The organism is Paenibacillus sp. FSL H8-0122, assembly GCF_038005345.1.
GTDB lineage: Bacteria > Bacillota > Bacilli > Paenibacillales > Paenibacillaceae > Paenibacillus_AQ.
Genome location: NZ_JBBOTB010000001.1, coordinates 2,517,050 through 2,543,291, shown reverse-complemented (window position 1 = coordinate 2,543,291; position 26,242 = coordinate 2,517,050). Strand labels below are relative to the sequence as shown.

Annotated in this window: 25 protein-coding genes; 7 read left to right on the top strand and 18 right to left on the bottom strand. The window is 52.8% G+C overall.

Annotated elements, in window-relative coordinates; translation table 11 throughout:
• Positions 1-39: 39 nt before the first annotated feature.
• Complete coding sequence (locus tag NSS64_RS11200) at positions 40-537, bottom strand: AAA family ATPase (RefSeq protein ID WP_341140110.1); 498 nt, start codon at positions 535-537, stop codon at positions 40-42.
• A gap of 89 nt (positions 538-626) precedes the next feature.
• Positions 627-932 (bottom strand): hypothetical protein, encoded by a 306-nt coding sequence (locus NSS64_RS11195; protein ID WP_341140109.1) that lies wholly within the window; start codon positions 930-932, stop codon positions 627-629.
• Positions 933-1,101: 169 nt separating this feature from the next.
• Here NSS64_RS11195 and NSS64_RS11190 point away from each other — a divergent pair, with 169 nt between their 5' ends.
• On the top strand, positions 1,102-1,275 hold the full coding sequence (locus tag NSS64_RS11190; RefSeq protein ID WP_200869554.1) for a hypothetical protein: 174 nt from the start codon (positions 1,102-1,104) through the stop codon (positions 1,273-1,275).
• A 72-nt stretch (positions 1,276-1,347) separates the two neighbouring features.
• On the opposite strand, the gene NSS64_RS11185 is transcribed toward NSS64_RS11190, so the two are convergent.
• Positions 1,348-3,132, bottom strand: coding sequence for an ABC transporter substrate-binding protein (locus tag NSS64_RS11185; protein WP_341140108.1), 1,785 nt, complete (start codon positions 3,130-3,132; stop codon positions 1,348-1,350).
• Positions 3,133-3,277: 145 nt separating this feature from the next.
• Here NSS64_RS11185 and NSS64_RS11180 point away from each other — a divergent pair, with 145 nt between their 5' ends.
• Entirely contained in the window at positions 3,278-4,519 is a 1,242-nt protein-coding gene (locus tag NSS64_RS11180; protein WP_341140107.1) for an MDR family MFS transporter, read from the top strand.
• A gap of 769 nt (positions 4,520-5,288) precedes the next feature.
• Here NSS64_RS11180 and NSS64_RS11175 read toward each other — a convergent pair.
• The 8 genes from NSS64_RS11175 to NSS64_RS11140 all read right to left on the bottom strand — a co-directional run bounded on the left by NSS64_RS11175 (position 5,289) and on the right by NSS64_RS11140 (position 14,404).
• Entirely contained in the window at positions 5,289-6,629 is a 1,341-nt protein-coding gene (locus NSS64_RS11175; RefSeq protein WP_341140106.1) for an FAD-dependent oxidoreductase, read from the bottom strand.
• A 45-nt stretch (positions 6,630-6,674) separates the two neighbouring features.
• Positions 6,675-7,523, bottom strand: coding sequence for a carbohydrate ABC transporter permease (locus NSS64_RS11170; protein ID WP_341140105.1), 849 nt, complete (start codon positions 7,521-7,523; stop codon positions 6,675-6,677).
• Positions 7,507-8,421 carry a carbohydrate ABC transporter permease gene (locus NSS64_RS11165; protein WP_340993150.1) on the bottom strand — a complete coding sequence of 305 codons (915 nt, stop codon included), beginning with the start codon at positions 8,419-8,421 and terminating at the stop codon, positions 7,507-7,509. Before NSS64_RS11165 ends, NSS64_RS11170 begins: the two co-directional genes overlap by 17 nt.
• 18 nt (positions 8,422-8,439) lie before the next feature.
• Complete coding sequence (locus NSS64_RS11160; RefSeq protein WP_340993151.1) at positions 8,440-9,132, bottom strand: hypothetical protein; 693 nt, start codon at positions 9,130-9,132, stop codon at positions 8,440-8,442.
• An 86-nt stretch (positions 9,133-9,218) separates the two neighbouring features.
• Positions 9,219-10,508, bottom strand: a complete 1,290-nt coding sequence (locus NSS64_RS11155) for an ABC transporter substrate-binding protein (RefSeq protein WP_340940357.1) — start codon at positions 10,506-10,508, stop codon at positions 9,219-9,221.
• Positions 10,509-10,638: 130 nt separating this feature from the next.
• Positions 10,639-11,406: a response regulator transcription factor gene (locus tag NSS64_RS11150; RefSeq protein ID WP_341140104.1), complete on the bottom strand. Its 768-nt coding sequence runs from the start codon at positions 11,404-11,406 to the stop codon at positions 10,639-10,641.
• The gene (locus tag NSS64_RS11145) at positions 11,399-13,228 is read right to left on the bottom strand and encodes a cache domain-containing sensor histidine kinase (RefSeq protein WP_341140103.1); all 1,830 of its coding nucleotides are present in this window, start codon (positions 13,226-13,228) and stop codon (positions 11,399-11,401) included. The genes NSS64_RS11150 and NSS64_RS11145 overlap by 8 nt, the downstream gene beginning before the upstream one ends.
• A 204-nt stretch (positions 13,229-13,432) precedes the next feature.
• Positions 13,433-14,404 carry a helix-turn-helix transcriptional regulator gene (locus NSS64_RS11140; RefSeq protein ID WP_341140102.1) on the bottom strand — a complete coding sequence of 324 codons (972 nt, stop codon included), beginning with the start codon at positions 14,402-14,404 and terminating at the stop codon, positions 13,433-13,435.
• Positions 14,405-14,505: 101 nt separating this feature from the next.
• Between NSS64_RS11140 and NSS64_RS11135 the strand changes: the two genes are divergently transcribed.
• On the top strand, positions 14,506-15,453 hold the full coding sequence (locus tag NSS64_RS11135; protein WP_341140101.1) for a Gfo/Idh/MocA family protein: 948 nt from the start codon (positions 14,506-14,508) through the stop codon (positions 15,451-15,453).
• A gap of 529 nt (positions 15,454-15,982) precedes the next feature.
• Here the strand turns inward: NSS64_RS11135 and NSS64_RS11130 are convergent.
• From NSS64_RS11130 to NSS64_RS11110, 5 genes are all read right to left on the bottom strand, one after another.
• Positions 15,983-16,471, bottom strand: a complete 489-nt coding sequence (locus NSS64_RS11130; protein WP_341140100.1) for a flavodoxin domain-containing protein — start codon at positions 16,469-16,471, stop codon at positions 15,983-15,985.
• A gap of 12 nt (positions 16,472-16,483) precedes the next feature.
• Positions 16,484-17,383 carry a hypothetical protein gene (locus tag NSS64_RS11125; RefSeq protein WP_341140099.1) on the bottom strand — a complete coding sequence of 300 codons (900 nt, stop codon included), beginning with the start codon at positions 17,381-17,383 and terminating at the stop codon, positions 16,484-16,486.
• A 1-nt stretch (position 17,384) separates the two neighbouring features.
• Positions 17,385-18,017 (bottom strand): TetR/AcrR family transcriptional regulator, encoded by a 633-nt coding sequence (locus NSS64_RS11120; RefSeq protein ID WP_341140098.1) that lies wholly within the window; start codon positions 18,015-18,017, stop codon positions 17,385-17,387.
• A gap of 189 nt (positions 18,018-18,206) precedes the next feature.
• Positions 18,207-19,229, bottom strand: a complete 1,023-nt coding sequence (locus NSS64_RS11115; protein ID WP_341140097.1) for a hypothetical protein — start codon at positions 19,227-19,229, stop codon at positions 18,207-18,209.
• 72 nt (positions 19,230-19,301) lie between these two features.
• Complete coding sequence (locus NSS64_RS11110; protein ID WP_340940346.1) at positions 19,302-19,811, bottom strand: GNAT family N-acetyltransferase; 510 nt, start codon at positions 19,809-19,811, stop codon at positions 19,302-19,304.
• Positions 19,812-19,946: 135 nt separating this feature from the next.
• Here NSS64_RS11110 and xerS point away from each other — a divergent pair, with 135 nt between their 5' ends.
• The 4 genes from xerS (at position 19,947) to map (ending at position 23,519) form a co-directional block, all read left to right on the top strand.
• Positions 19,947-21,041, top strand: coding sequence for a tyrosine recombinase XerS (xerS, locus tag NSS64_RS11105; protein ID WP_340944526.1), 1,095 nt, complete (start codon positions 19,947-19,949; stop codon positions 21,039-21,041).
• A 48-nt stretch (positions 21,042-21,089) separates the two neighbouring features.
• Positions 21,090-21,956, top strand: a complete 867-nt coding sequence (locus NSS64_RS11100; protein ID WP_341140096.1) for a pentapeptide repeat-containing protein — start codon at positions 21,090-21,092, stop codon at positions 21,954-21,956.
• Positions 21,957-22,099: 143 nt separating this feature from the next.
• Positions 22,100-22,726, top strand: coding sequence for a TetR/AcrR family transcriptional regulator (locus NSS64_RS11095; protein WP_341140095.1), 627 nt, complete (start codon positions 22,100-22,102; stop codon positions 22,724-22,726).
• A gap of 43 nt (positions 22,727-22,769) precedes the next feature.
• Complete coding sequence (map, locus tag NSS64_RS11090; protein ID WP_341140094.1) at positions 22,770-23,519, top strand: type I methionyl aminopeptidase; 750 nt, start codon at positions 22,770-22,772, stop codon at positions 23,517-23,519.
• A gap of 629 nt (positions 23,520-24,148) precedes the next feature.
• On the opposite strand, the gene NSS64_RS11085 is transcribed toward map, so the two are convergent.
• Together NSS64_RS11085 and NSS64_RS11080 are read right to left on the bottom strand one after the other, a co-directional pair.
• Positions 24,149-25,516, bottom strand: coding sequence for a molybdopterin molybdotransferase MoeA (locus tag NSS64_RS11085; RefSeq protein ID WP_341140093.1), 1,368 nt, complete (start codon positions 25,514-25,516; stop codon positions 24,149-24,151).
• A 181-nt stretch (positions 25,517-25,697) separates the two neighbouring features.
• Positions 25,698-26,204, bottom strand: a complete 507-nt coding sequence (locus NSS64_RS11080; RefSeq protein ID WP_036695414.1) for a DUF4178 domain-containing protein — start codon at positions 26,202-26,204, stop codon at positions 25,698-25,700.
• Positions 26,205-26,242: the final 38 nt, after the last annotated feature.

Here is a 26,242-nt window from a genome sequence, read left to right as displayed (position 1 = left end):
TTTTTTCGATGTTAATATGCGCCTTCATCGTTATCTTTTTTAATTCCCGCCGGCAATCATATGTAGGAACTCTTTTATGATGACATCAATCTCTTTGCCGTTCGTATTCAGCTTTTGTGTATTCATTTCTTTGTAATTCGCTAACCTGTTAATGCTATTTTCAATTTCACTCTCGCTCCTCTCATCCTGACGCATACGCTTTATCAATTCTTCCTCAGAGCACATTAACGTAGCTTTTATTAGCTCATATTCATTTCCTTTTAAGCCTGCAAGAATTTCATCGAATATGCTTTCCTTATGAATCACCCAAGAGAAGAAGACATACTTGAACATAGAATTGTCAAGGTACTGATTGAGCATATAATGGATGTTATTCATTACCATCTTTTTGTTCTCTTCGGTAACCACCCAGGGGTTCATTAACCAGCACCAATCTCCATCAAGCCACACAGAATGTTGTAATTCTTTATAGAGCTTACTAACAATCGTACTTTTTCCGACTCCCATGGTTCCGTTTACGATCACAAACTTTTTCATAATGTCCTCCTTCGAATGATTGACCAGCAGCTCCAAAATAGCAAAAATGCCCTGCATGGATTAGTCCAGGGCAAGGCATTTCTATTAGTCTATGAAGATTGGGAGAACTGGGTTAATCCGCGTTCGGTTAGTTCCTTCTGCCGCCGCGTTAACTCTTCCAAATTGTACAGTCTTTCGGACATATACTCAACATGCTGAAGCAAGGATGCGAATCCCAGTATGAAGATGCTTGAGACTGCGCCGCTAACCCAGAATGTTACCATGAATCCCCAGGCAAATGTCTTGTCATCAAATGAAAACTCCGGCTCCGGTGCAAAAATATTACCTGCTACGATTCCCCCAATGAAGGCTGCTGCAATAGTTATGTAGGCTACCCATTTCAATGCTTTTACCACTACGTTTCCTCCAAGCTCTATAGTATAAAACCACTTTACCAGATTCATACAATAGAGTAAACAAACAATTCATTAGATTCCTTTATGCCGCAATAAAATGCATCTCCGTCGAATCGATACCGGCTCCCGGGCATAGGATAGAGTATTACAGATGAAAGTGGGAATATACATGTCCAAGAATAAGCGCGGCAAAGCACTTTACACTACCCCCTCCCGGGCCAGGGGCACCTGTCCGATCTGCGGGAGCACCCGGATCAAGCTTTTGTATTTCGGCAAAGGCCCGGAGGGTGAGAAGCTGACGGTCTGCAAGAAATGTGACGGTAAGCAGCAGCAAGCGGTCTGAATCAAGTTGTAAGGTTATTGCACAAAAAAACGGCCTGCTCTCCCCTTCAGGAAAGCAACCGTTTCTTTGTGCCTACTCAAACCCCGATTTCACCCACAGCTTGGAGATATCCAAGAATCCGAAGGAGCCGGGCTCCAGTCCGAACAGATTCTGACTTAATTGCGCTTTTTTATTCATGTGACAGCCATACAGTACCCAACCGTTATCACGCAGCTTGCCTTCGGCCAGTTCCAGTACCTCTGCCCTCTCCCCGGCGGCCAGCCGGGCGAAAGGCTTCAGTAGCTCTGTCAACTCAGATTTCTGGCTGTCCAGCAAGAGGTGATGCAGATAATTCGACTCATTGCGAAAATAATTAATCATCCCCCACTGCCAGTCATCCTCCAGTACTTCTTCGCAGATCACAAGATCCGCTTGGTTCACCAAGTCCGGCAGATCATAATCCCCTAAAGGATACAGCTCAAGCTGTAATCCAATTTTCCTGCTGCGCTCCTGCAGCCAAATCGCCTCATCCTGATCCTCTTTGCAGGTCCGGTAGGCCAACTTCACTGCCTCTCCTCTGTATCCGCCTTCCTCAAGCAGCGCCCGCGCTTCCTCCAATTGTGGCTCAGCGAACTCATACTTGCTGCTCTGCCAGGGAAGGAAGCTGCCTGCCGGCATAATCCGGTTGCCTCCCAGCTCACGAATCAGGGCAAGCTGATTATAGAGGATACGCATGGCCTGCCGGAGCGCGGGATGATGGTGTACGCCTTCTTTTCGAAAATTAAACAGAACGTACCTGCACCCGACAGCCGGATAATCGATACTGTGGCTCCTTCCCTCCTCTGCTGCGGCCACACTGCTCAGACTGGTACTGGCACCCGTCAGCTGATATTGACGTACCCCCGAGGCCAAATGTGGCAGGTACCAGATCTCGACCCGGTCCAGCAGAGGACGGATTCCGTAGTAAAGATCGCAAGCGCTGAGTACAAGCACATCCTGGCTCAGATCCGCTACCTGATAGGGCCCCGTGCCGACCGGATGTACAGCGAAATCCACATCGTAAGGAACAATCGACATATAGATTGAGCTGAACAGATGCAGGAAGAAGAAATTAGGCTGCACCAGATCGAACCGGATACGGTAGTCCCCCTCCAGCTCCACATGAATGATATCCTCAAAATGACAGATCGCCGGACTTCTAAGTCCGATCAGACGTAGGAGGGTTTCTTTTACATCCCGGGAAGTCATCATGCGGCCGTGGTGGAACCGCACCCCCTTGCGCAGATAGAACAAATAGCTTGTACTGCTCTCGTTAGCCTCCCATGTGTGGGCCAGCCCCGGCAGGAAAACCCCGTTCTGTGCATCATAAGTAATCAGGGTACTGCAAATATGCCCCAGCAAATAGGTCTCAAAAGCGGTGTATACGGTGGCCGGGTCCAGCTTCTCCATCGCACGGTTACGGGAGATTCGCAGCACCTCCTGCCCGGATGTGGAGCCGGGTTCGCTCCAGAAGCCCATTTGCTTATCGAGAACTGCCAGCAGGCGTTCTTTGAGCGGCTCGTTAACCGGGTATTGACCAATCAATTCGATGGCAGGCTTAATCCGGCCTTTGCTGACCAGCTCCTGAAATCTCTCCTCCAGCACCTCATCTATATGACGTAAAAAAGTCATCTGCGAGCGATTTCCTCTCCCTCTTCCGGGTATCCAGGCAATCAGCTGCTGCTCCTCCAGCTTCCGCAGAATAAACTTCACATTGCGCGGTGTGCAGCACAGGATACCGGTCAACTGCTCAATTGTCACCGGAATCGGCTGCTGGAGGCTATATGCCGGAGCCAAGGCTGCGGCCAAACAGAGATAATGCGTGCTGCTGGTGTCCATATGATCAACCCCCTTTTAAAAGGTGAAAAGTGACATATAATTCTTACACTTTTATTTCCCCCTTTGTTCTATACAATTATACATAATCATTCGATAAGAAGTATGCTTCATATTCAAAAACATGGACTAGGAGACGGGGATTCAAATGAAACAACATCTGCGCCACATTCACCCGCTGGCCTGGACCATCATCATTGGAACGATGTTCGGCCGGCTGGTTACTTCAATGAGCATTCCTTTTCTCTCTATTTATCTCACGCAGGTGCTTGGCGCATCCGCTACCCAGACCGGGTTCACCGTGGCCGTCAGCTCGCTGGCAGGGGTAATGATCAGCTTCTACGGCGGTTATATCTCGGATGTGATCGGGCGCCGGATCGTCATGCTGGTCTCCGTGTTCGGCTGGGCCTGCGTATTCTTCGGCTTCGCCGCAGCACAGCATTTATGGGTCTTCTTCCTGGTGAACACGCTCAACGGACTGTGCCGCGCCGTATTTGAACCAACTTCACGGGCATTGTTGTCGGATATCACCCCGCCGGAGCAAAAGCTGCTGGTCTTCAATCTGCGGTATGCGGCGGTGAATCTGGGTGTGGTCTTCGGTCCGATTATCGGCCTCCAGCTCGGCTCCGCCAAGTCCACCTTCCCGTTCGTAATCGCAGGGATCGTCTATATCGCCTATGGACTTGTTCTGTTCCTGCAATTCTCGGTGCACCGTGCCAGTCTGCCTGTTCATGGAGAAGCCCGGACGCCGAAGCTGCTCGATGCGCTCGCGGTCACCGGAAGGGATAAGGTATTTCTGCCCGTTCTGCTGGGAACCATCTTCTGCGTCCTCGGGTATGGCCACTTCAGCTCTACACTGGCGCAATTTCTGGCGATGAACACCCATTTCAGCAATGGCAGCCAAGTCTTCTCTTATATGCTGTCGCTTAATGCAGTCACGGTGCTGGTTGTACAGTATCCCATCGTGCGTGCAGCCAGCAAGTTCCCGCCAATTATCCCGCTCATTCTGGGCAATGTCTGCGTAGCCCTTAGTCTGCTTCTGTTCGGGATGCCTGGAGGGGTGCCCCTGCTGATGTTCAGCGTGGTTCTGTTCACTGTCGGGGAAGTCCTGCTCTTCACGATGATGGATATGCTGATTGACCGGATCGCCAAGCCGGAATGGAAAGGCACCTACTTCGGTACGATTGGCTTCAATAATCTGGGCAGTGTAATGGCTCCTATCCTTGGAGGACTGCTGCTGGATCAGTTCGGCGCTCTGAATGGCCCTGCGGTGTTCGTACCGCTTGCGCTGACCACGGCGCTCGGCCTTCCTTTCCTGATTACCGCACATAAAAGACTCCGCATCCGCGAGGCCGCCGAAGCCACTGAAGCAAGGCGGGTTGGCGCTTGAGACGTTGAACACATTAATAAACCCCAGACCTGCGTAAAGCGGATTTGGGGTTTATTAATATATACTTATCATTGTTTTTAACTCTTGTGATCGTTAATAGATTAACATAATAATTGTTATGTTGCAAAGTAATGATTATACTGCAACTAAACGCCGCTGCACTAGCCTAATGTAATCGGTTTTCCGACTACATTCCGCCTACGAACCCTCCTAGTGCCTAATGTAATCGGTTTTCCGACTACATTCCGCCTACGGACCATCCCAGTGCCTAATGTAATCGGTTTTCCGACTATATTCCGCCCACGAACCCTCCCAGTGCCCGATGTAATCGGTTTTCCGACTACATTCCGCCCACGAGCCCTCCCAGTGCCCGATGTAATCGGTTTTCCGACTACATTCCGGCTACGAGCCCTCCCAGTGCCTAATGTAATCGGTTTTCCGACTACATTCCGCCTACGAACCCTCCTAGTGCCTAATGTAATCGGTTTTCCGACTATATTCCGCCCACGAACCCTCCCAGTGCCCGATGTAATCGGTTTTCCGACTACATTCCGGCTACGAGCCCTCCCAGTGCCTAATGTAATCGGTTTTCCGACTACATTCCGCCTACGAACCCTCCTAGTGCCTAATGTAATCGGTTTTCCGACTATATTCCGCCCACGAACCCTCCCAGTGCCCGATGTAATCGGTTTTCCGACTACATTCCGCCCACGGACCATCCCAGTGCCCAATGTAATCGGTTTTCCGACTACCTTCCCGCTCCGCAGCTCTATAGTACTACCCCATCCCGTTTCAGCTGCTCCTGCAGCTGCGGGATATCGAGCGCCTGCGGCTTCACCCCTGCGGCCGCCGCGAGCGCCGCTGCTGTTCCGGCCGCCTGGCCCGTGGCCATGCAGCTTGGCGTCAGGCGGGTCGTGGCCAGCGCTTCGTGCGAGGTCGAGATGCATCTGCCTGCAGCCAGCAGATTGGACACATTGGCGGATAGCAGACAACCGTACGGAATGTCGTAAGCGCCGTCTCCGGCGATGAAGGAAGCTGTTACCCCCTTGCCGGAAGGATCGTGAATGTCGATCGGGTAGCCGCTGCGGGCAATGACATCACTGAACTTCCGGCCTTCTATGACATCTTCTTGGGTCAGCTGGTAATAGCCTTTAATCCGCCGCGATTCGCGGATGCCGATCTGCGGTGCAACCGCTGAGATCGAGGCCCGTTCGAAGCCCGGAACGTCGCGCTTCAGAAACTCGGCCATGAGCAGCACCTGCTTGCGGCCCTCCTGCTCCGCCAAGGTCAGATCCTCCGCATTCGTTGCGTCCAGCCCCTGGACGCGGGTGCAGTTGATCAGCACCTCATCATCTGCCGGACCGGCAAAGAACAAGACCTGATCGCGGTTAATCGGCACCTCGGCCCGCTTCCATTGCGAGTAGAATCCGCTTACCCCGGTGAGCGGCAAGTCCGGCAGTTCAGCGATCGGCGTTTTGCTGTAGAACTCTTCGGGATGGCTGATCATATATGCTTTGACCTTGTGCAAATCAACGCCGCGCATTCTGAACTTCATCGTCATCGGCTGGGAACGGTTATCCCCCTCCCGGCCCTGCAGCGTTTCAGCCCCGGACAGCTTCGCTACATCGGCATCTCCGCTGCAATCCACGAAGATGCGCCCCGTTACAGGCGTACGCCCGGATTTATTAGTCACCACGACATGTTCAATTGCGCCGTCACTGACCAGCACCTCATCCACAAAGCTGTGCAGAAGCAGCTTCACCCCAGCTTCATGCAGCATATCTGTAGCTACCACTTGATAAATCTCAGGATGGTACGGCGTCAACGTATGCACGAAGCCTACCGTATCCCGGAGATGGCCCGGCGAACCACCGCTGGCCTGCAGCCGGTCTACGATTTCCTGGGCGATGCCCTTGATCACCTGCTCGCCGCTATCGGTGTGAAAGGTCATCCAAGGATAGACCATAGCAGCGGTGGACATCCCGCCCACGAACCCGTAACGTTCAATGAGCACGGTCTGTGCTCCCAGCCGTCCGGCGGCGATGGCCGCCGTGATTCCTGCAGGGCCTCCCCCCACGACAACGACATCTGCCTCTATTGCAGGATTCATATTATCTACTCCTTTTCGGTATGTGCTACTCCTTCTCGGTGTGTGCTATTCCTTCAGCCCTGTCATGGCTACGCCCTCGATGAACCGCTTCTGCGCCAGGAAGAAGACGATCAGCAGCGGCACGGTTGCCATGACGGTGGCACTCATCAGATAATGCCAGGAAGTGCCCACTTCATCTGTAAACAACGATAATCCCAGCGGCAAGGTCATCAGCTCACGCGTATTAATGAAAATAAGCGGGTCGAAGAACTCATTCCAGATGGACACGAACGTGAAGATCGTCAGTGTCGCCATGCCGGGACGGGCAATCGGCAGCATAATTGTCCAGTAAATGCGGAACCGGCTGCAGCCGTCGATCATCGCCGCCTCCTCAAGCTCCGTGGGTACAGTAATGAAGAATTGCCGCATGACGAAGATTCCGAACACGCCGCTTGCGCCGAAGATCGGCAGCAGAATCAGCGGCAGATGCGTATCAATCCAGCCCAGGTCGCGCATGAACAGGAACATCGGGATCGCTGTCACTTCATGCGGAATCATCATGGCGCTGAGCAGCACCAGGAACACGGCATTTCTTCCGGTAAAGGGAATTTTGGCAAATGCATAACCAGCCAGCGAAGCGAAAAACACGGTTCCCGCCACGACGACAAACGAGATATAGACACTGTTAAAATAGAAACGGTGAAACGGGATCAGCGTAAAAACATCCACATAATTCTGAAACTGGAATACCGGCGGAATCAGCTGCGGCGGGTAGGTGAAAATATCCTGCGGCCGTTTGAAGGAAGTGGACAGCATCCACAGGAACGGAACAAGCATAATCAGCGATACCGCCGTTAATGCGGCATACACTCCTGCTACAGACAGCCTTTTGCTGTTGTTAGGCGTCGCCTTCATTGAATACCCACCTCTTTCGCAGCTGCCACTGCAGCAGAGTCAAGATCAACACGACAAAGAACAACACAAATGCCAGCGCCGAAGCGTAGCCCATCTGGAACAGCTTGAACGCTTTTTCCCAGATGTAATAGACCAGCACCTTGGTGCTGTTACTCGGTCCGCCCTGGGTCATGACGTAGATCTGGCCGAACACCTTCAGCGAGCCGATTACGGTCATCACCACGGTCAGAAATACGGTGGGCGTAATCATAGGCAGGGTCACGTTGAAAAAGGTTTTGGTCTTGCCTGCCCCGTCCAGCTCAGCCGCCTCATATAATGAACGCGATACCTGCTGGATCGCAGCGATGAAGAGCACCATGTTCAGGCCCACGTTCTTCAGTACACTTGTCACAATAACGGCTGGCATCGCCAGTCTCTCATCATACAGCCAGGCGGCCCCTTTAATGTTGAACAGCATCAGCAGCTGATTGATCAGCCCGGAATCGGTGGCGAACATATACTTCCAGACGATGGACCATACGATCAGCGAAGTCATCACGGGAACGAAGATCGCGGTGCGGAAGAAGCCGATACCCTTCAAGCTTCGGGATAACAGCAGCGCCAGCATCAGAGCCAGCACAATGTTAAACGGCACCAGACCCAGCGTGAAATAAGCCGTGTTGCCGAAGACCTTCCAGAACAGCGGGTCCACCGCAATATCCTTGTAATTATCCAGACCGACGAACCGGTGCTCACCAAGCAGCGGCCAGTCATTTAGGCTCATATAGAGCGCTTTCCCCATCGGAAATAACAATAATAACGTGAAACCAAGCAGCATTGGCGATATAAAAAGCCATCCGGTCACCTGTGCCTCGCGGGCAAGCGGACCTTTGTTTCGTCTCTTGACCTTTCTGTTCATGCCGGAATTCACCGCCCCCTAGCTCAATTTGTCTATTGCACCACGGAACGAGCTAACCGCACGCCGCAGCTCATCTTCTGTCTTGCCCGTCACCACCGCACCTAACATGATCGCCTTCACTCCGGCACGCTGCAAGGCAGGAACATCTCCCTCTACCAGCTTGCGCTGGGAAGGCACCAGCACGGGAAGACCGGAATGGTCGGCCAGATACCGGTATTTCAGCAGGTCTGCGAAGCTGAGGGCCGTACCGTATTCGCTGCCAGGCACAATGGAAGCTTCAAGCGCCGTGATCCCGAATTGCGCCCCCGCCTGAACCTGACTGAGATCATAGGTGTCATTAATGGCAAAGGTCCGGTCCAATCCATGGTCCTCCAGCATAAAGGATGGCAGATGATGGGCATAGATCGAATAGAAATCGAACCCGAGCGGAGCAAGCCGCCTGATCTCTTCTTCCGCCACACCCTCTAAGCTGCCGGAGGGCACTACCCCAAAGGGACCGTCAAAGGCAGACCGGATGTCACTAAAAATATCCTCATAGCTGTCAAGCGGACCGAAATGAGTACCACTGGCCCGGTGGCCGACATTAAAATGAACCTTCAAAGCATCCGCGCCTTCCTCAAGCGCTGCCTTCGCCAATCTCACATCGTTAGCAGGAAGGCTGATGATCAAGGACAGGGCGTTTTGCTCCAATCTTTGCTTCAATTTACCCATTGTATTTCGCTCCCTGTTTCGGGCAGTCCGTCAAGCCGGACGCTGCTCTCTGCTGAACGCCGGTTGACGGTCCCTTGCCCGGAGTCTTATTTCAAAATAGCCTCGACATCAGTCTGCATCTTCGCCATATTGTCCTTGGCGGACGCCGATTGGCCGAACAGGCGGTCAAAGCCTTGCAGCACCGCATTGTCGATATCCTGCCAGCGGATGTGGCCCGGAATGATGCGCGCCTTCGGCATTTCATCGATAACAGCTTGCACGATGTGCTCGGCTGGCGGGTTGTTCGGCTGATTCAGGAACGCATCGGAACTCAGCACCGATGTACGCGGCGGCACGAAATAAGTGGATGTCGCTTCGATCCCCGACTGGCTGGCGAACAGTTTGAGCAGCTTTTTGGCTTCCTCCGGATGCTTGCTGTCCTTGAACAGCGTATAGCCTGCTTGACCCAGCATCGGAACACTGCCTGCGGAGCCGGACGGCATCGGCGCAATGCTCCATTCAAATCCTGTAATCTCACGCGCTTTCGAGACATAGCTGTAGTTGTCGAAGAACATGCCCAGATTCCCTGCATCGAAGCTAATCTGTTCGCCTGCTTTCGGGTGGGATTCGTCCTCATACATCATCCGCTCCAGCAGCTCCATGGTCTCCACGCCATACTGGTCATTCCAGGTGAACGCGGTCAGATCCTCATTGAACGGGCCGCTTCCATAAGACCAGGAGTACGAGGACAGAATGGCCCAGGTCTTCCAGTCACGGAAGAAGTTCGCGCCATACACCCGCCCCCCAGCATCTTTGACAGCAATCGCTTTGGCCGATTCCTCAAAGGTCTTCCAGGTCCATTTCCCTGCGGAAGCCAGCGTATTCGGGTCCGTCAGATTCGCCTTGTCGAACAGCGTCTTGTTGTAGAACATGACCACCGGCGGTGTCGAGAACGGCAGGCCCAGCAATTGATCCCCGTCCCGGAACAAATCTAGCGTGCTCGGAATATAATCGTCCAGGTTAAAGGAAGCATCGTCCTTGAAGGAGGAGACATCCGCCAGAATGCCGTTGGCCTTGAACTGCGGGATCATCCGCTCCGAGACCCAGGCGATATCCGGAAGGGATTTCCCTGCGGCCAGCACGGATATTTTCTGCTGATAATCCGTGAATGGCACCGAATCCATAGTCACCTTAATGCCCGGATTGTCTGCTTCAAATTGGCTGATCAGCTTGTTGTACACATCCATATGCCCTTGATTGCCCCACATTAGAAACTTTAACTCCACATCTTCCTGTTTCCCGGGACTCTCGGCATTTCCGCTTGCTGCGGGCTTGGCACAACCTGCCGTCAAGCCCAGCAGCATGGCTGAAAGAAGCACTGCTCCTGCTTTTTTCATGAACATCCCCCTTTGATATGTTAGTTTTAATGACTCTTTTAGTATAAAGGAGACGTATTCGGTGTATAAATCATCCAAAATACAGGAATGGTTCGTTATATTTATGTTTTACGTTAGATTAACTAACACTTCACTCTTGAATATTAAATTGATTACGGTATTCTCCCCCCGTCATCCCCGTCTGCTGCTTGAACACCAGCATGAAATGCTTCGGGCTTTGATGGCCGGATAACCGGGCGACATCATATATTTTGAGCTGGGTATGGCTGAGCAGCCATTTCGCACGTTCCATCCGGGAATCGGTTACATAGTCTGAATAATTGCAGCCCGCCTCTCCCTTGAACAGCTGGCTCAAATACGTAGCGTTCAGATTGACATGGGAAGCTACCGTCTGCAGCCGCAGATCACCGTCAATATGCAGTCTGACATATTCCTTAACATCCCGTATAATCTTGCGTGTATCTCCTCCGCTCTCCACCCGCAGCGGGCCTGGCGTCTGTTCCAGAGAAGTTATGCCATGACGCTTATCGAGCAGCAGCCGTGCTTTTTCCATCACGCTAACCAGCTCATGGCGTTCTACGGGCTTTAGCAGGTAATGAAGAACTCCGTATTCTATGGCTTTTTGGGCATATTCAAATTCGCCGTATCCGCTCACAATGATGACCAGCAGCCCGGGATACATCGACTTCACCTTCCCGGCCAGCGCCAGTCCGTCCATTTCCTTCATGCGGATATCGGTAATCATTACGTCCGGCAGCTCGGACTTTAAGTACAGGAGCGCCTCCCGTCCGCCCGGCATTTCAGCGGTCACCTCGAAAAAGGGCGCCGACCTGCTAATTAGCTCGCGCATCCCTTGTCTAATCACGATCTCGTCCTCTACGAGCAGCACTTTATACATTCTCTTCTCCCCCTGATTCCGGTATCGTTATCGTAATAGTCACAGCCAGCCCTTGTCCCGGACTTCCGTCAACCGTGAGGCTCCCGCCTTCCCCGTACAGCAGCTTGATCCGCTGGCCGATATTGCGCAGCCCCAGACTCTCCTCCTCGCTGCGCCGGAGCGAATCCATGGAAGGATCTTGTTCGATCTCCCGGTTCAGCGCCGTGAGTTCCTCCTCCTCTAAGCCGTTCCCGTCGTCACGCACCGTAATCAATAGCTCGTTGTCAAAACGCAGCGCTGACACCCAGATCGTCCCTTCTTCTCGCCCGGCGATCCCGTGATCGATGGCATTCTCCACCAGCGGCTGAATGGTGAGCTTCGGAATGCGCAAATGCTGCACATCCTCTTCAATCTCGTTATGCACCGTCAGCTTACCGCCAAAGCGGATCTGCTGGATACGGACATAGGAGTCCACGAACGCGATTTCCTCCCCCAGCGATACGAGCCGGCCGGCCTTGTCAATCGTATAGCGAAGCAGCTTGCCCAGTGCGGATACCATATCCGATACCTCATCATGCCTGCGCTGGACGGCCATCATATTGATCGATTCCAGCGTATTATAGATAAAATGCGGGTTGATCTGACTCTGCAGGGCGGACAGCTCAGCCTCCTTCTCCCGGAGTCCAATCACAAGCACCTCATGAAACAGGCGGTTGATTTCGTCCATCATCTTGTTAAATCCGCGCCCGAGCTGCCCGAATTCATCTCCCCCCAGCGGACTGACCCGCATGTTGAAATCGCCCCGCTCCACCCTGGACATATTGCTCTTGAGCTCCACCAGAGGAAGGGTGATCCGGTACGATACCGCATAAGCGAGCAGCAGCACCGTCACCAGGCAAAAGAGGGCAAGCCATAACGTGAAAATCATCATCGCGCGCGATTCCTTCAGCATCACTCCAATGGGAGTCAGGCCGATGACGGACAAGCCCGAATACGGGGACTTATGGCTGACAAACAAATAATCTGTGCCTCCCAGCCTCTCCCGCTCCCCGCCATGCAGGTCCTTGATTCGCCCGGAGCCCATCAGCTCGCCGTAGGCCGACTGCCCGTTATCCGGCTTTTGCTCATACAGCAAGCGCTGGTCTCCGTCAATGATCATCAGGTTCGTGGATTGTTCAATCTTCAGCTTAGAGAAGACGGAGCCGAAGGCTGACTGCTTAGCGTCGATGAGTATGTAGCCCAGACGCCTCAGTGTTCTGGGTTCCTTGATCACCCTGGCTACCGAAATATAGGCTGAGGGGTCGGTTCCGGCATAATAAGAGGGATGATGCGGGGGAAGAATGATCCACTCGCCGTCCGACTGCTCCAAGGCGCTGAACCATTCGTCATGCCGGCCATCCCATGAGGTGTTGACCGCCAGCGGCTCCACGTTGGAGAACAGGGTTCCGCTGTTGCTCAGCAGATGGATCCCCCGGATTTCCGGACGGTCGTAGGCCTGTGCAGAGGTATATAGCTTCATTTTCTGATAATCATCAGACAGCGCCCATGTGCCTGAGCCCATAGGACCATCGTATTTAGCCAGAATAGATAACACCTGCTCGTCATACAGAGGCATCAGCGACAACCGCTCCAGATCCTTCAGCAGCCTGTCCAGATTGGCGTTGGCCTGTCCGGCGACATCCACCGTATACTGTTTTGTTTTCTCGTTCAGGGTGGAGGAGAAATGACGGTACGTCACCATTCCCTGTACACTTAACGGCAGCAGCGTCAGCATGGTGAACAGGAGCAGCAGTCTGGTGCGCATTTTACTTCTTCTCAACCGTAGGATCAGCCCCCGCAGCATCTCAAGCCCTCCTTTTGTTAAGTAAGCTGACATCTAAACCTCTATACAGTTTATCGTATAATGTTCCGTAATTGAATTCTATCCTCTTATATTTGGAAAAGGTACGGTTCAACAAAGTCAATAAACCCCAAACCTGCTGAAAAGCAAGGTCTGGGGCTTATTATTTTCACTCTTCGATTGTTGAAACAGTTAACATAATACCGATTATGTCTCCTTGCTGCGATTATACATTTTATCCCACACTCGCACTTGATTGCTGACGTACTCTCTCAGCTCTGGCGGCCCCACAATTTCAGCATGAACCAGTAGCGGCAGCACCCTTGCACAGGCTGAGCTATAATCGTACATATTTACAGTAAAAATCCAGGCATCTCCATCAGATCCGGTATTCATGACCTCCAGCCCCTGCAACATCTGCTCATGCTTAACACGGGTACGGATGACCACCGGATAGAACTCCCGCGCTCTGCTGGTCTGAACGAAGGCTTGCTCTGCATGTTGCCAGTAATGCTGCAGGGAGAACTGCTCAGGGATGGCATAGGTCTCCTCCAATAAAGTAACAGCTGTGAACCGCTCGCACTTGAATGTCCGCAGATTCCCGGCGCTCTCGCAATAGGCGGCAAGATACCATTCCCCCTGCTTCACTATGAGTCCATAAGGCTGCAGCTTCCGCTGCGAGCTCTCCCCATTCACCTTAAGGTACTCTGCCGCAATCTTCCGTCCCCGCCATACCGCAGTGCGCAGAATCTCAAGATACGGCACCGCAACATGACCGCTCCACCACGGCGTATCATCGAACAGAAACCGGCGCTGCGCGGTACGGATATCCTCCTGATAGGGAGCGGGCAAGCTTGCTTCCAGCTTCAGGAGCGCATTTTTGAGCAGCAGACTAGTCTCTCCTGAACCGCCCGCCGGCATTCCCATCCCGGTCAAAAAGAGCTGGACCACCTCTTCCCCATGCAATCTCCGCAGACTCACCGTATAGCCTTCCATGAGCGAAATCCCGCCGTTCGGCCCGGTGGTGGTGACCAGCGGAATTCCCGATTCCGCCAAAACATCGATATCTCTGTAAATGGAGCGGACGGACGTTTCGAGGGCGATGGACAGCTCGTTCGCCTTCATCCGGCCCCGGGATTCAAGCAGTAAAAGTATAGCAATCAATCGGTGCAGCCGCATGCTTCTCCCCCAAACCTTCTTATTCGTCAACTATTCTTGCCACTCTGTTGTCAACAATACTGCGTTAAGATGAATGTATCAAAATCAAGGAGCTGCTGCAAATGAATATTGGCATATTAGGAACTGGGTTCGGGGCGTATCACGCCTCTCTTCTGAAGCAAATGGAGTTCGTGAACAGGATCGTCGTCTTCGGGAGAAATGAGGACAAGCTGCTGAAGCTGAAGGAAGAGCTGGGGGTAGAGATTACGATGAATGCTGAGGACATTCTGTCTGATCCCTCGATTGACGTAGTGGATATCTGCCTGCCGTCTGCGCTACATAAGACCTATGCGGTAGAGGCGATGAGACGGGGCAAACATGTTTTTTGCGAGACGCCGGTTGTTCTGGAGCCGGAAGAAGGGCGGGAGCTGCTGGACGCCGAACAGCGGTATGGCCGCAGAATCCTCGTCAATCAATTCATCAAATTCGATTATGCCTATGAATACCTGGAGCAGTCCGCCCGTGAATCCGCCTACGGCCAACTGCTGCATGTCAGCTTCCGCAGGGAGACCGCTCCGGTGTGGGGGGATCTTGGCCTGTCCGCGATCGCTGCCAATCTGATGATTCATGATCTGGATGCTATCGCGTGGCTGCTGGACACCCCTATATCCTCTTCCGTCTGGGGGACATCTGGAGGTGTGGACGGTCAGGCGCTGGTTCATGCTTCTTTCACTAACGCTGGTGTTAGCGCCCAGTTAACCGTCTCTTCACAGATGCCGGAAGCGTACCCGTTCACGGTTGGTTACGAAGCGTATTTCGAGCGCGGCAAGCTGGTATTCCAAGAGACCAATGCTGCGAACGGAGAGGTTGAAGCCAGCCTAACCAGCTATACTTCTGCGGGCAAGACGGCTATCCCGGTGACCCCGAACAATCCTTATGAGAAAAGCCTGCGGCATGCCTTATTGTCTCTCCGGGACGAGACGGACTCCTGCCTGGCGCTGGAACATGCACTGAAATCCGTGAACCTAGCCTTCCAGTTGACGGATCAGCTTACAGTAGCCCCGGTGTAACGGGCTTTTGGATGGAGTACGGAAAGAGTTGGATTTGCTACACTTGCTGATGAACGAACGGCCCCTGCTGGGGTAACAGTTGGAAAAATGGCACTTACTTAGGCGTATTCTCAGTAAATCTGCAAAATCGCCTCCAGCAGGTGCTGTTTTTCCAAAGCCTACTGACCCCCATAAGTCCATGTCAATAACGAAACCTCGCCCGGACGGTTGACAGCGAAGCCCTGTTTTGGCAGGTTTGGGCCTCACTTTCTCCTTTGTTAATGGCTAAGTCCGTCCAGCGTATGGGTTTGAGTGGTATGGTAAGGGGAGTGGGTATTTCAGGTTTTTCTATTGTGAATTTTTCATATGTTGAAATTATGTAATTAAGGGGGCGGGAAAGGTGTGTGTTTCATGCTTTTTTATACTACTCATCGATTAATGGTTAACATAATTATTTTTATGTCACTTCTATACCCCGACGTTATAACGCGTTGCTGCTACAATATAGTACCGTTTATTTTCGTTGCCGAACCCCTTGGTTCCCGCCCCTCTACTCCCCTGCCAACATCGTCTGCGCAAAGCGCTCCAGCTTATCCATGGACAGCCCGCCTCCTGTCTTGTGCTCCTTGCCTTTGACCATACGTATAACCCACTTATCCAGCGCAGATATCCGGTCCGGGTAGATCTCATCGCCCATGATCTCCCTGGCAAACGCCTTGTTATAGATGATCTCAGGATATGCCTCCTTCAGCTCTTGCTCCCCCTGTTCCCCTGTCATTCCTGCACAGATGAACAATCCGAGGCGTTTGGTTAAAAGCTCCTGCTTGTGCTGGGCTGTGAATGCAGCCATCTCCTTACGGATTCTGCCATAGTAGATGGAGCCGCCTAGAATTACTGTGTCATAGCCAGTTAGATCCGGCAACTGGCCAGAGCTCAGATTCACCACTTCGGCCGCGTTCAGCCTGGCTTGCAGCAGTAATGCGGCTTTTTCGGTACATCCGTATTTGCTTGCATACACGATCAAGATCCGATTGCTCACTTAAGTCCGCCTCTATTCTATAGGTAATGGACTTGCAGGGGGTGCGGGTTCCTGCGCGTTGCGCAGTACAAGAATGAGACACCAGATGACTGCCAGATTGAACATTGGAAACAGGATCAACTCTACCATGGAGACATGAACTCCTGCCCTTAACATTCCAATCATCATGGAGGAGATGGAGGTCAGCAGGGTTGCAGCTTTTACCAGGATAACTGGAGCCAGAAGGTAACCGTAAGACTGTCTGCGGACGAGCAATGCCCCTGTTAGCACCATGAGCGGAAGCAATACAGCTAAATCAAGTGCCTGAATCACCAGCGTGGTGTAATGCTCAAGCAGAGCAGGCGCGGTTCCATTCCGCCAGCCGCCGGCAATCCGGCCCAGCCATAGCATGATAATCAGGAAGGCGATCAGCAGCAGGATGAAGCCAATGCTTTTACCCGGAAGCTGCGTCTTCATCAACACCCCCTCCCGCTCCACCGAGCGAAAGACCAAAATAAATGCAAATAAGCTGCCCGAGAACAGCAAGACGTAGACCAAAAACAGATCATTATACATAGCCAGAAAACAATATGAAGCATAGGTATAGGTGAAGTATCCGAGCGCTCCAGCAAGTAGCAGCCGACTCCGTATTGTTCCTCTGAGACTCAGCAGCAGGGATACGAGCAGCAAAGGAATGCCCACGACTAAAGTAACGCCATCCTGAGCGATAGCCTGGGCTGCTGCGGACAAAGAATCATTCTTGTAGATTCCGCTTCCGTACAATTCAATCTGTTCTCCCCGGATGGAGATGTAGATGGGGTGGCTCCCCTCATTCTCAGATCCTTCACCTGAAAATAGCCCGATGCCTGACGCAACAACACCGAGCACGATCACCATCCACGTTAAAAAGGTAATGGCTCGTCTATGTCTCATCTTAATCCTCCGATCCTTGTGCAATATGCACCATGGCTTCTATGTGCCGGTTAATCAGAGCCTCCTTCTGCCCCTCAGGCAGATTCCCCTCCACCATCAGCCTCATAATCAGCCCGAAGGCTGCGCTCCAGATGATTTGGGCGGTGAGTTCAAGCTCCCTCTGCTCACAGGAGGCCATCCCGCTGAATTGACGGAGCGTATCACAGAGACCCGCGATCCCGCTGCGTTCCAGGGCTGCTCCCTGATGCAACACCCCGGTGTGGCTAAGCACGGACGGCGAATCATTCAGCATCATACTCCGGTATTGTGAGCCTTCTGCAGTTGTGACCTTAATGAACTGTCTCAGCGTGCGTCTTAAGCGCTCTTCTGGAGATTCTTCATCCGGTGAGGCCTCCGATCCGGCAATCAGTCCGCCCATTAGCTCCCGGTAGCCCCGCTGAAGAAGCTGCTCCACAATCTCCTCTTTTCCTTGAAAATAGTGATAAATAATGCCGGCCGAATACTCCATCCGTTCCGCGATTTTGCGGATCGACAGCTGCCTGATCCCCTTCTCTGCCAGCAGCTCGCCAGCCGTAGTCAGAATCAGATTACGCATCGCTTCGCGCTCCTGCTCTTGTCTCGCTGCTTTGCCCATGATCGTTAGACTCCTTCTGTCAGAGTGTTGCTGTTCCGTTGTATTGAACACTGTAATGTTTTTGAACATCGTTCAACCTAGATTATAGCCGCCGGTACTTGGAAAGGTTGTGATCATTTATACATTACGGCAAAAAAGCCTGAAACCCCGTAGGTGTCTCAAGCTTTCGAACTTCGGCAGGTGCTCTGCCTAATCAATACTAGCGATTTTCCACTCTCCCTGCTTATTCAGCAGCAAGGAGATCTCATTGTTGCTCTCCGTAATATAGCCCTCAGAGGTCATCTGCGTAAACTCCACATAGAAGGCCGCCCGTTTGGCTCCCTCGACAGGAATTCCGACTACGGTCAGTTTATGGAAACGGTAAACATTCTTATGATCCAGCAAGTACTGTAAGTTGTCATTAAGCAGCGGTGAATACATCGTGGCAGCGAACTTCTCTTTGTCTCCGGCGGCCCAGGCTGCAATACAGTCCAGTGTCTCCTGGAGCGCTTGCTTGTTGCCCGGACTGGAGCCTACATCAGGGACCTTGAAGAAGACTCCCGGCTTAATCGGCGGTTGCTTCTCCATGTACTCCATACCACTCAGCATGGATGTGAAGAGGGGAAGCAGCGCATCCCGTTGTTCGTCCTGAATATGGATCTCGGCCCGGTAAGTATCCTTATAGGCTGAGAAAATAAATGCCTCAACCCTCCGGTCCCCCTCCACCCTGCTCCCTTCATATTCCTTGAACTTCAGCAGTCCCGGGTCTGTACCGGGTTCGAACTTCCCGCCTTTTGTACCATTCTCAGAGCTTAGCTTAATCAACGTAATATAATTATGCTTGTCCGCAGTCCCCCATGCCGTTCTTCCGTCCTGTTCAAAACGGATCATCGTCTCCGGCAAAAACACCCCGAGCGGTAAAGCCGGGTCTGCGGAGTAATCCGCTTGGACATTGACGCCATCCAGCTCGTAGCCCCTGCCGCTTCCTGAATACTCCCGTACTTCGGGAATCAGCGACACGGATTTAACAGCAGGCGCAGCAGTTGCAGCCGGAGTAGGAACCTCGGTCGCAAGAGCAGCTATTGTAGCCGTTGCGGCTGCGGGCGTTGCTGACGGCTGATCCGTACGCTCTGCACCCGAAGAACTCTGATCCGCCCCATTGCTGCAGCCTGTGCTGATTGCTATTGTAACCGCTATACAGCCCGCTCCCCATAAGCTTATTCGCTTGGACAATCTAATCACCTCAGTTACCAGACGCCGGATACGATCCAAAGTTGCGCTGAAGTCTGCCAGGAACAGGTAAATTTATTTCTTAACTCTATTAGTGTTTAATGTACTGAAGTATTGACTCGGATTGCCTTGGCGGGAGTTGAACCGCTCCTGGAAATCACCGCCGGTGTAAGCTCCGATGACCCGGTGCCAGAAGTCCCGCGCAGGGGTGTTGGCACGAATCTGAGACACCTTCCAGTTGCCGGGGAACATGTCGAACAGCCGGTGTGCCGCCCAGGTCCCTACGCCGCTGCGCCGGTAGCGCTGCATCACAAAAAACTCCGTCATATAGAACTCGCCCTCCGGGTCGCGCAGCAGACGGTCGATCAGGGCAAAGCCTGCGACATTGCCGTCTACAGTAAGCAGGTAGGCGAATTTATTTTTACCGCTGTTCCAGTAAGCCTCCAGACCGGGATAGGAGGGGAACAACCCCTCACGGTCGACCTGCAGCTCCAGATAGCGGGTAAAGTCATACAAATAGAATTGCATCAATCTGCTGATAATCTGCTTCTGCTCTTTAGGAACCAGCTCGATTCCAAGTTCCATTAAGGTTCACCTCTGCCGTTTTCGTTTACTACCCATCATATAACTTTGTCTCATCAGGAGCAAGGTTTGCCAGAAACATGGTAAGATAGAAGGACAGCCCTCCCCCTGGGGGAAACTATAAAGAAGGTGAAGCTCATCAGTATTCAAAAAGCGACCGACCGGGCAAACCTGGATCAGCGGCTGCCGCAGATGCCCTGGTTTGTCCAGCAGTTTATCGACTATAAACGGCCGGATTTGTCCCCCTCCACGCTGCTGGAGTATATCCGGGACTATGAATCCTTTTTCGGCTGGCTGCGGGGTGAAGGTCTCTCTGTTGCGGCCAGCAATGCTGACATCACCCTGCTTGAGCTGGAGACGCTGCATATGGACAGCATTGTCGGCTACCGTCTGCACTTGACCACCCGGGCTGAGAATGCCAATTCGCGGGTGACCGTCTCCCGTAAGCTGTCTGCGCTGCGCTCGCTGTTCCATTATCTGAGCCAGATTGCCGAGGATGAGAACTTCTACCCGCTGCTGAAGCGTAACATTATGGCGAAGGTTGAGATCAAACGCATTCACAAACCGAAGGACACCGCCGCCAAGCTTAAAGGTAAAATTCTGGAGGACGAGGAGCTGCTGGAGTTCGTTGGCTACATTTATGAAGGATATGGCACAGCTGTGGAAGCCAATAAGCAGGCTTATTATTCTTGGCAGCTTAACCGTGAACGGGATGCCTGTATTGCCAGTCTGATTCTGAATTCCGGCCTGCGCGTCTCCGAGGTGGTCAACCTGAACGTGGATGATCTGGATGTCAACAATAAGCTGCTCTATGTCTTCCGCAAGGGTCATAACGACGAGACCTTCAAGACCCCGGTCTATTTCCGGGAACAGTCGAAGGATGATCTCAGCTTGTATCTAAGCCTCCGCCAGAGCAGGTACAAGACGCCGAAACGGGAAAAAGCGCTCTTCATCGCCCTGCCCAACGGCAGCAAAGAAGGCAAACGGATGACCAAACGGGCGATCCAGGAGATGATCATCAAATACGCCAAACGTTTCGGCAAGCCTTATCTGACCGTGCATAAGCTGCGGCACTCTTTTGCCACCGATTATTACCTGCAGAATGACATCTACCGGACGAAGGAACAATTGGGCCATGCCTCTACGGAGACTACCGAGATCTATGCCCATCTCACAGATAAAACGATGTCGGAGGCGATTGAACGCCGTATGGACAATGAACCGCCGCAGTAAGCTGCATGACCGCTATGTTAATCTCATTTATTTTTTGGAGGAATACGTTTGTTAGACAATCATTCATCTACTGAATTCCCTACGAATCCCGGACTGCCGGAGCTGCAATCGGATTGCCTGAACTGCTTCGGGCTATGCTGCGCAGCACTTCATTTCTCTGCATCCTCAGACTTCGCCATAGACAAGCCTGCCGGACAGCCCTGTCCCAATCTGCGGGAAGATTTCCTCTGCGGCATTCATACTGAGCTGCGAGAACGCGGCTTCAGGGGCTGCACCGTGTACGACTGCTTCGGGGCCGGGCAGAAAATCTCCAATCTGACCTATGGCGGACGCGACTGGCGTCAGGCTCCCGAGACCGCAGGACAGATGTTCGAGGTTCTTCCTGTAATGCGCCAGCTGCATGAGCTGCTATGGTATCTGCACGAGGCACTCACGCTGCGCGGGGCCGAGACCCTGCATGATTCGCTTATCAAAATGCTGGAGCAGACGCAGGCCTTCACCCTGCTCAGCCCGGACAAGCTGCTTCAGCTCGAAGTGCCCCTGCACCGCGCTGAAGTCAACGAGCTGCTGCTGCGTGCCAGCGAGCTGGCGCGCACCGCTGCCCGCAAGCAGCTCTCCCCGGCTCCGAAGCGCCAGAAGAACTATGGACGCGGGGCCGATCTCATTGGGGCCAAGCTGCGCGGAGCCGACCTCCGCTGCCTCAGCTTACGGGGCGCGTATCTGATCGCTGCGGATCTCAGCGGCGCGGACCTGCGGTTCGCCGATCTGATTGGCGCGGACTTCCGCGACACGAATCTGCGCGGAGCCGATCTGCGGGGCAGCCTCTTCCTGACCCAGGCGCAGCTGCAAGCTGCGCAAGGCAGCCCGTCTACCAAGCTGCCGGAATCCTTAAGGCATCCGGAGCACTGGGCTTGAGGAGAATTAACCGGATGATGTTCTATCCGGTTTTTTTTGTGTCGTCCAGAGGGTTGGTTCAACGATTTTCCCTTGCCATTTGCCTGCCGATGTTTTATATTGACATGACAGCAGGTCTAAAATAAATGAGGTGAACGGATAAGATGACTCCCCGCACGAAGGAACAGAACGAAGATATCCGGCTGCGGCGGCTGGTGCAGATCCGCAAAGCAGCAGCGGACGTATTTTTGAATAAAGGGCCTTTATTAGAAATCAGGGATGTGGCTGCGGAGGCCGGTCTAGGTTATGGTACGGTCTATCATTATTACAGCAATAAGGGTGACTTGCTTCACGACTTGTTATGGGATGCGCTCGACCGGGCCGGGGAATGGCTGAAGTCCCCGTCTATGGCAGAGCCCGGGCTACCGCTAAAGATCACGCTGGAGGGTTCTGCCGCCGGGGTGCGGCTATTGCAGCTATGGGCGGAGGATCACGCTATCTATCTGCTGTGTAAGCAGGCTGGTGAGGGATTCCCTTCCCTGCCTGAAGCCCGCTCTTCCCCGCTTACTGCCGAGTTCCGGCGGGAGGTGCTGACCCCGCTGTCCATGATGCTTGGCACTGGACTTACGGAGGAATCACATTCTCCTGGAGGGACAGTAGTCGATGCGCCGTCTGGATTACAATATACAGAGATGCTGTTAGCCGCTCTGGTTGGCTGTGCTGCTTTGTCCCTCCGGCGGGGACAGCTGAATGAAGAGGCACCGGAGATCGTCAGGGTTCTTAAACTATAAAAGATTGAAACTATTAAAGGATGAAGGAGCGGATACACACAGCATGATTATTCTTAAATCCCCCAGAGAAATTGAAGAGATGAAGCAAGCCAGCCAAATTGTGGCCGACTGCTACCGTGAGGTGTCCAAGCGGATTGTACCCGGAATCACTACGCTTGAAATTAATGACTTTGTGGCAAAACATATCACCAAGCTAGGCGGCAAGCAGTTCACCAAAGGCTACAACGGATTCCCTGCCGAGACCTGCATCTCCATTAATGATGTGGTAGCACACGGGATTCCATCCAGCAGACGGGTCGTGAAGGAAGGCGACTTGCTGAAGCTGGACATCGTTGCGCAATACGGGGGTTGGTTCGGAGATTCATGCATGAGCTACGCTGTCGGTGAGATTGGGCCGGAGGCGCAGAGATTAATGCAGGTAACGAAGGAGTGCCTCGATCTGGGGATCGCCCGGGCTGTTCCGGGAGGACGGCTGGGTGACATCACATCGGCCATACAACAGCATGCCGAAGCACATGGTTATTCGGTCGTACGCGATCTGCTGGCGCATGGCATCGGACGAAGCCTGCATGAGGAGCCGAACTACGTGCACATCGGCACCGCAGGCAAAGGCCTCCGACTCAAAGAAGGTATGGTATTTACGATTGAGCCCATGATTAACGAAGGCACATACCAAATCACCATCGACGATGATGAATGGACCGCAAGAACGGCTGACGGCAAGCTGTCCGCGCAGTATGAGCACACCATTGCCATCACCGAAGATGGACCGTTGATTTTAACGGCCCAGTAATCATTGAAGTAGAACGTTAACACATATAGGCTAGATTAAGTTGACCACTTACGAACCCTACAAACCCTCCCGTTTCTGTCTAGGGACTGACCCCAATTAGAGAACGGGAGGGTCTTGTTTTTTACCTTTATGACCGGGTTTTGCAGTTACGGCGTTGGATGCTGTCGTGCGATTGGGTGGTCCTGCTTGTTGGTTGCTGGGTAGTATTTTGGGTTAGGTTTTGAACTTACTATTGTGAATTTTTCATGTATTGAATTTTTAACTAATTTTGAGTTCAAAGCAGCAGTTAGTTAGGTGCTTTAGACGCTGGAACGACAGCAAATGTATTTTGTACAATAGAACGCGGTAAAAACGGCTTCGAAAAAGAATCTATTGTATTCGGTACAATTGAATGTTGTACCAAGGCCCTTTTTCATCCAAAACACAACATTCCACTGTATGAAATACAATAGAATCTCATTTCACGGTCAAGTATGTGTTTTCTATTGCAGGAAATACAATCAGCTACCGGTATCCAGATAAATGACCGGGTTTTGCGATTCTATTATGAATTTTTCATATGATGAATTTTAATAATTAAAATTTAGTTGGTTTGTCATTTGACTTGTCATTTTGCTGACCGGTCAATACTAGAAATGCTGAGACTTGCCGTGCCCCTCCACCCTGATCTCACCCGGCAGCTTCAGCACAGTTACCTTGTCACCGGCAGATAATTGTCCGCTGTCCGGCGGGATGACGATCAGGCAATCGCTGTCTTTGATCGTAACTGTGACGGATGACTCGTCCACGGCGGCTGGATAAGCATAGAGAACTGCTTCGCGGATCTCGAGACGGGCGCGGACATAGCGGGTGAAGCTGTTGGCCCGCTTATAATCTTCACCCAGCACCGCTGTCCACTCCGGCAGATACGGCTGTACTGCACCCTGCATCAGCCCGATGACCGGACGGGCAAACAGCTGGAATCCTACGAAGCAGGCACCCGGATTGCCGGATAAGGCAAGCAGGATGCTCCCGCCGCGAACAGCAGCTGTAGTGACACTGCCGGGGCGCATGGCTATTTTATTGAACAGCATCTCTCCGCTCTGCTCACGGACCAGATCCCCCATAATATCATAATCCCCTACGGATACGCCTCCGGTAGTAATCACCAGATCATAGCTCTCCAGTGCCATCTGCACCTTACTCCGGGCCAGCTCCAGATCATCGATAATCGCACCAAGCATCACGGGCTCCCCGCCCGCTTCCCGGATTAGCGCCTCCAGCATGGGGGAGTTGCTGTTGCGGATTTTGCCCGGGACTAACGGCTCGTCCACCTCCAGCAGCTCAGTTCCGGTAGCGAAGACCGCCACCTTGGGCCTGCGGCGTACAGGAACCTCCGGCACTCCAAGCGCTGCCAGAACAGCAATTTCGCCAGCGCCGATTAGAGTCCCTTCAGGAAGCACTGGATCACCTGTACTAAGCTCCAGCCCGCAAGGAGTAATATGCTGCCCCCGCTCTTGCGGCTTGCGGATACCGACATAAGTGACTCCAGCTTCCATCCGGCTCTCCGTGGCTTCCATCATAATCACTGTATCTGCGCCGTCTGGAATCTGCGCTCCCGTCATTATGCGCGCAGCAGTGCCAGCCGTAATCTCTCTGGAGGCTATTGCGCCGCAGGGTATGACATCGACGACTTCAAGCCACACCGTGTCAGGCTCTCCTGCCGCCAAAGTATCTGCCGCAATCACGGCGAAGCCGTCCATACTGGAGCGGTCAAATGCCGGAAAGGGATGTGGTGCAGCAACCGGCTCAGCCAGATAACGCCCGCTGCTGAGATGCAGGGGTACAGCTTCCGGCGCAAGCAGCGCAGCATACGGCTTCAGCCTGCTTTGAGCTTCTGCAACCTGAAGCGCTGACCGCTGAAATTTATCATTACTATAATCCTTATTGGAATCCTTATTGGATTGCTTGTTATTTTCCTCGCTAGATTCCTTGTTATGATTCTCTCGGTTAGTCACTGTTGAATTCACTCCTTCTGCTTCTCCGGTAGATTGCTGCTCATTAAACCAATTACGCCCTATTCTAACATGAAGGCATGGCAAAAGGGATGCACAGGCCTGTAACAAGCGCATGCATCCCTTATTCCATTGTGATTCTATTCCGCAGTCAGCAGCGCAGCCGCCCCTGCTTCAGTTCAGCTTAAGATGCGCGGATCACTCTGACATCAGCCGAAAGGACACTTTCACCCTCATAGAGCATAAACCGTCCATTCTGCCATTCCACGCGCAGCAGCCGCGAATCATCTGACTGGTATTGCCAGACATGCTGCTCCCCGCCGTTCATATAAGGCGTCTGCCCGGTAACGGCGGCATATCCTTCATATTCTTCCTCCAGATAAAAGGTCCGGTCATCCAGCTCCAACGTAGCCGGAACCTCGGATGGACTGTCCAGACGCCCGTCTATCGGGTGATACAATCTGTATTGCAGCTCTTCCCGCTCTTCTATATACAGATAGGCGATCCGGCTCCCGTCGCGCAGCGTCAGTACAACTGCATTACGGCCGCTTGTCTTCGTCCGGCCCGTCACTTCATAGGTGACCAGGGAGACCTCACAGATATCTCCGGGAGACAGGGTCAGCATGCTTGCGGGCGCTTTAGGCGCCTCCGGCTTCGAGAACAGATTGCCGATTCTTTTCCAAAGACCCAAAGCCATCATCCTCCTACAGATTGGTACGCTATTCCTTC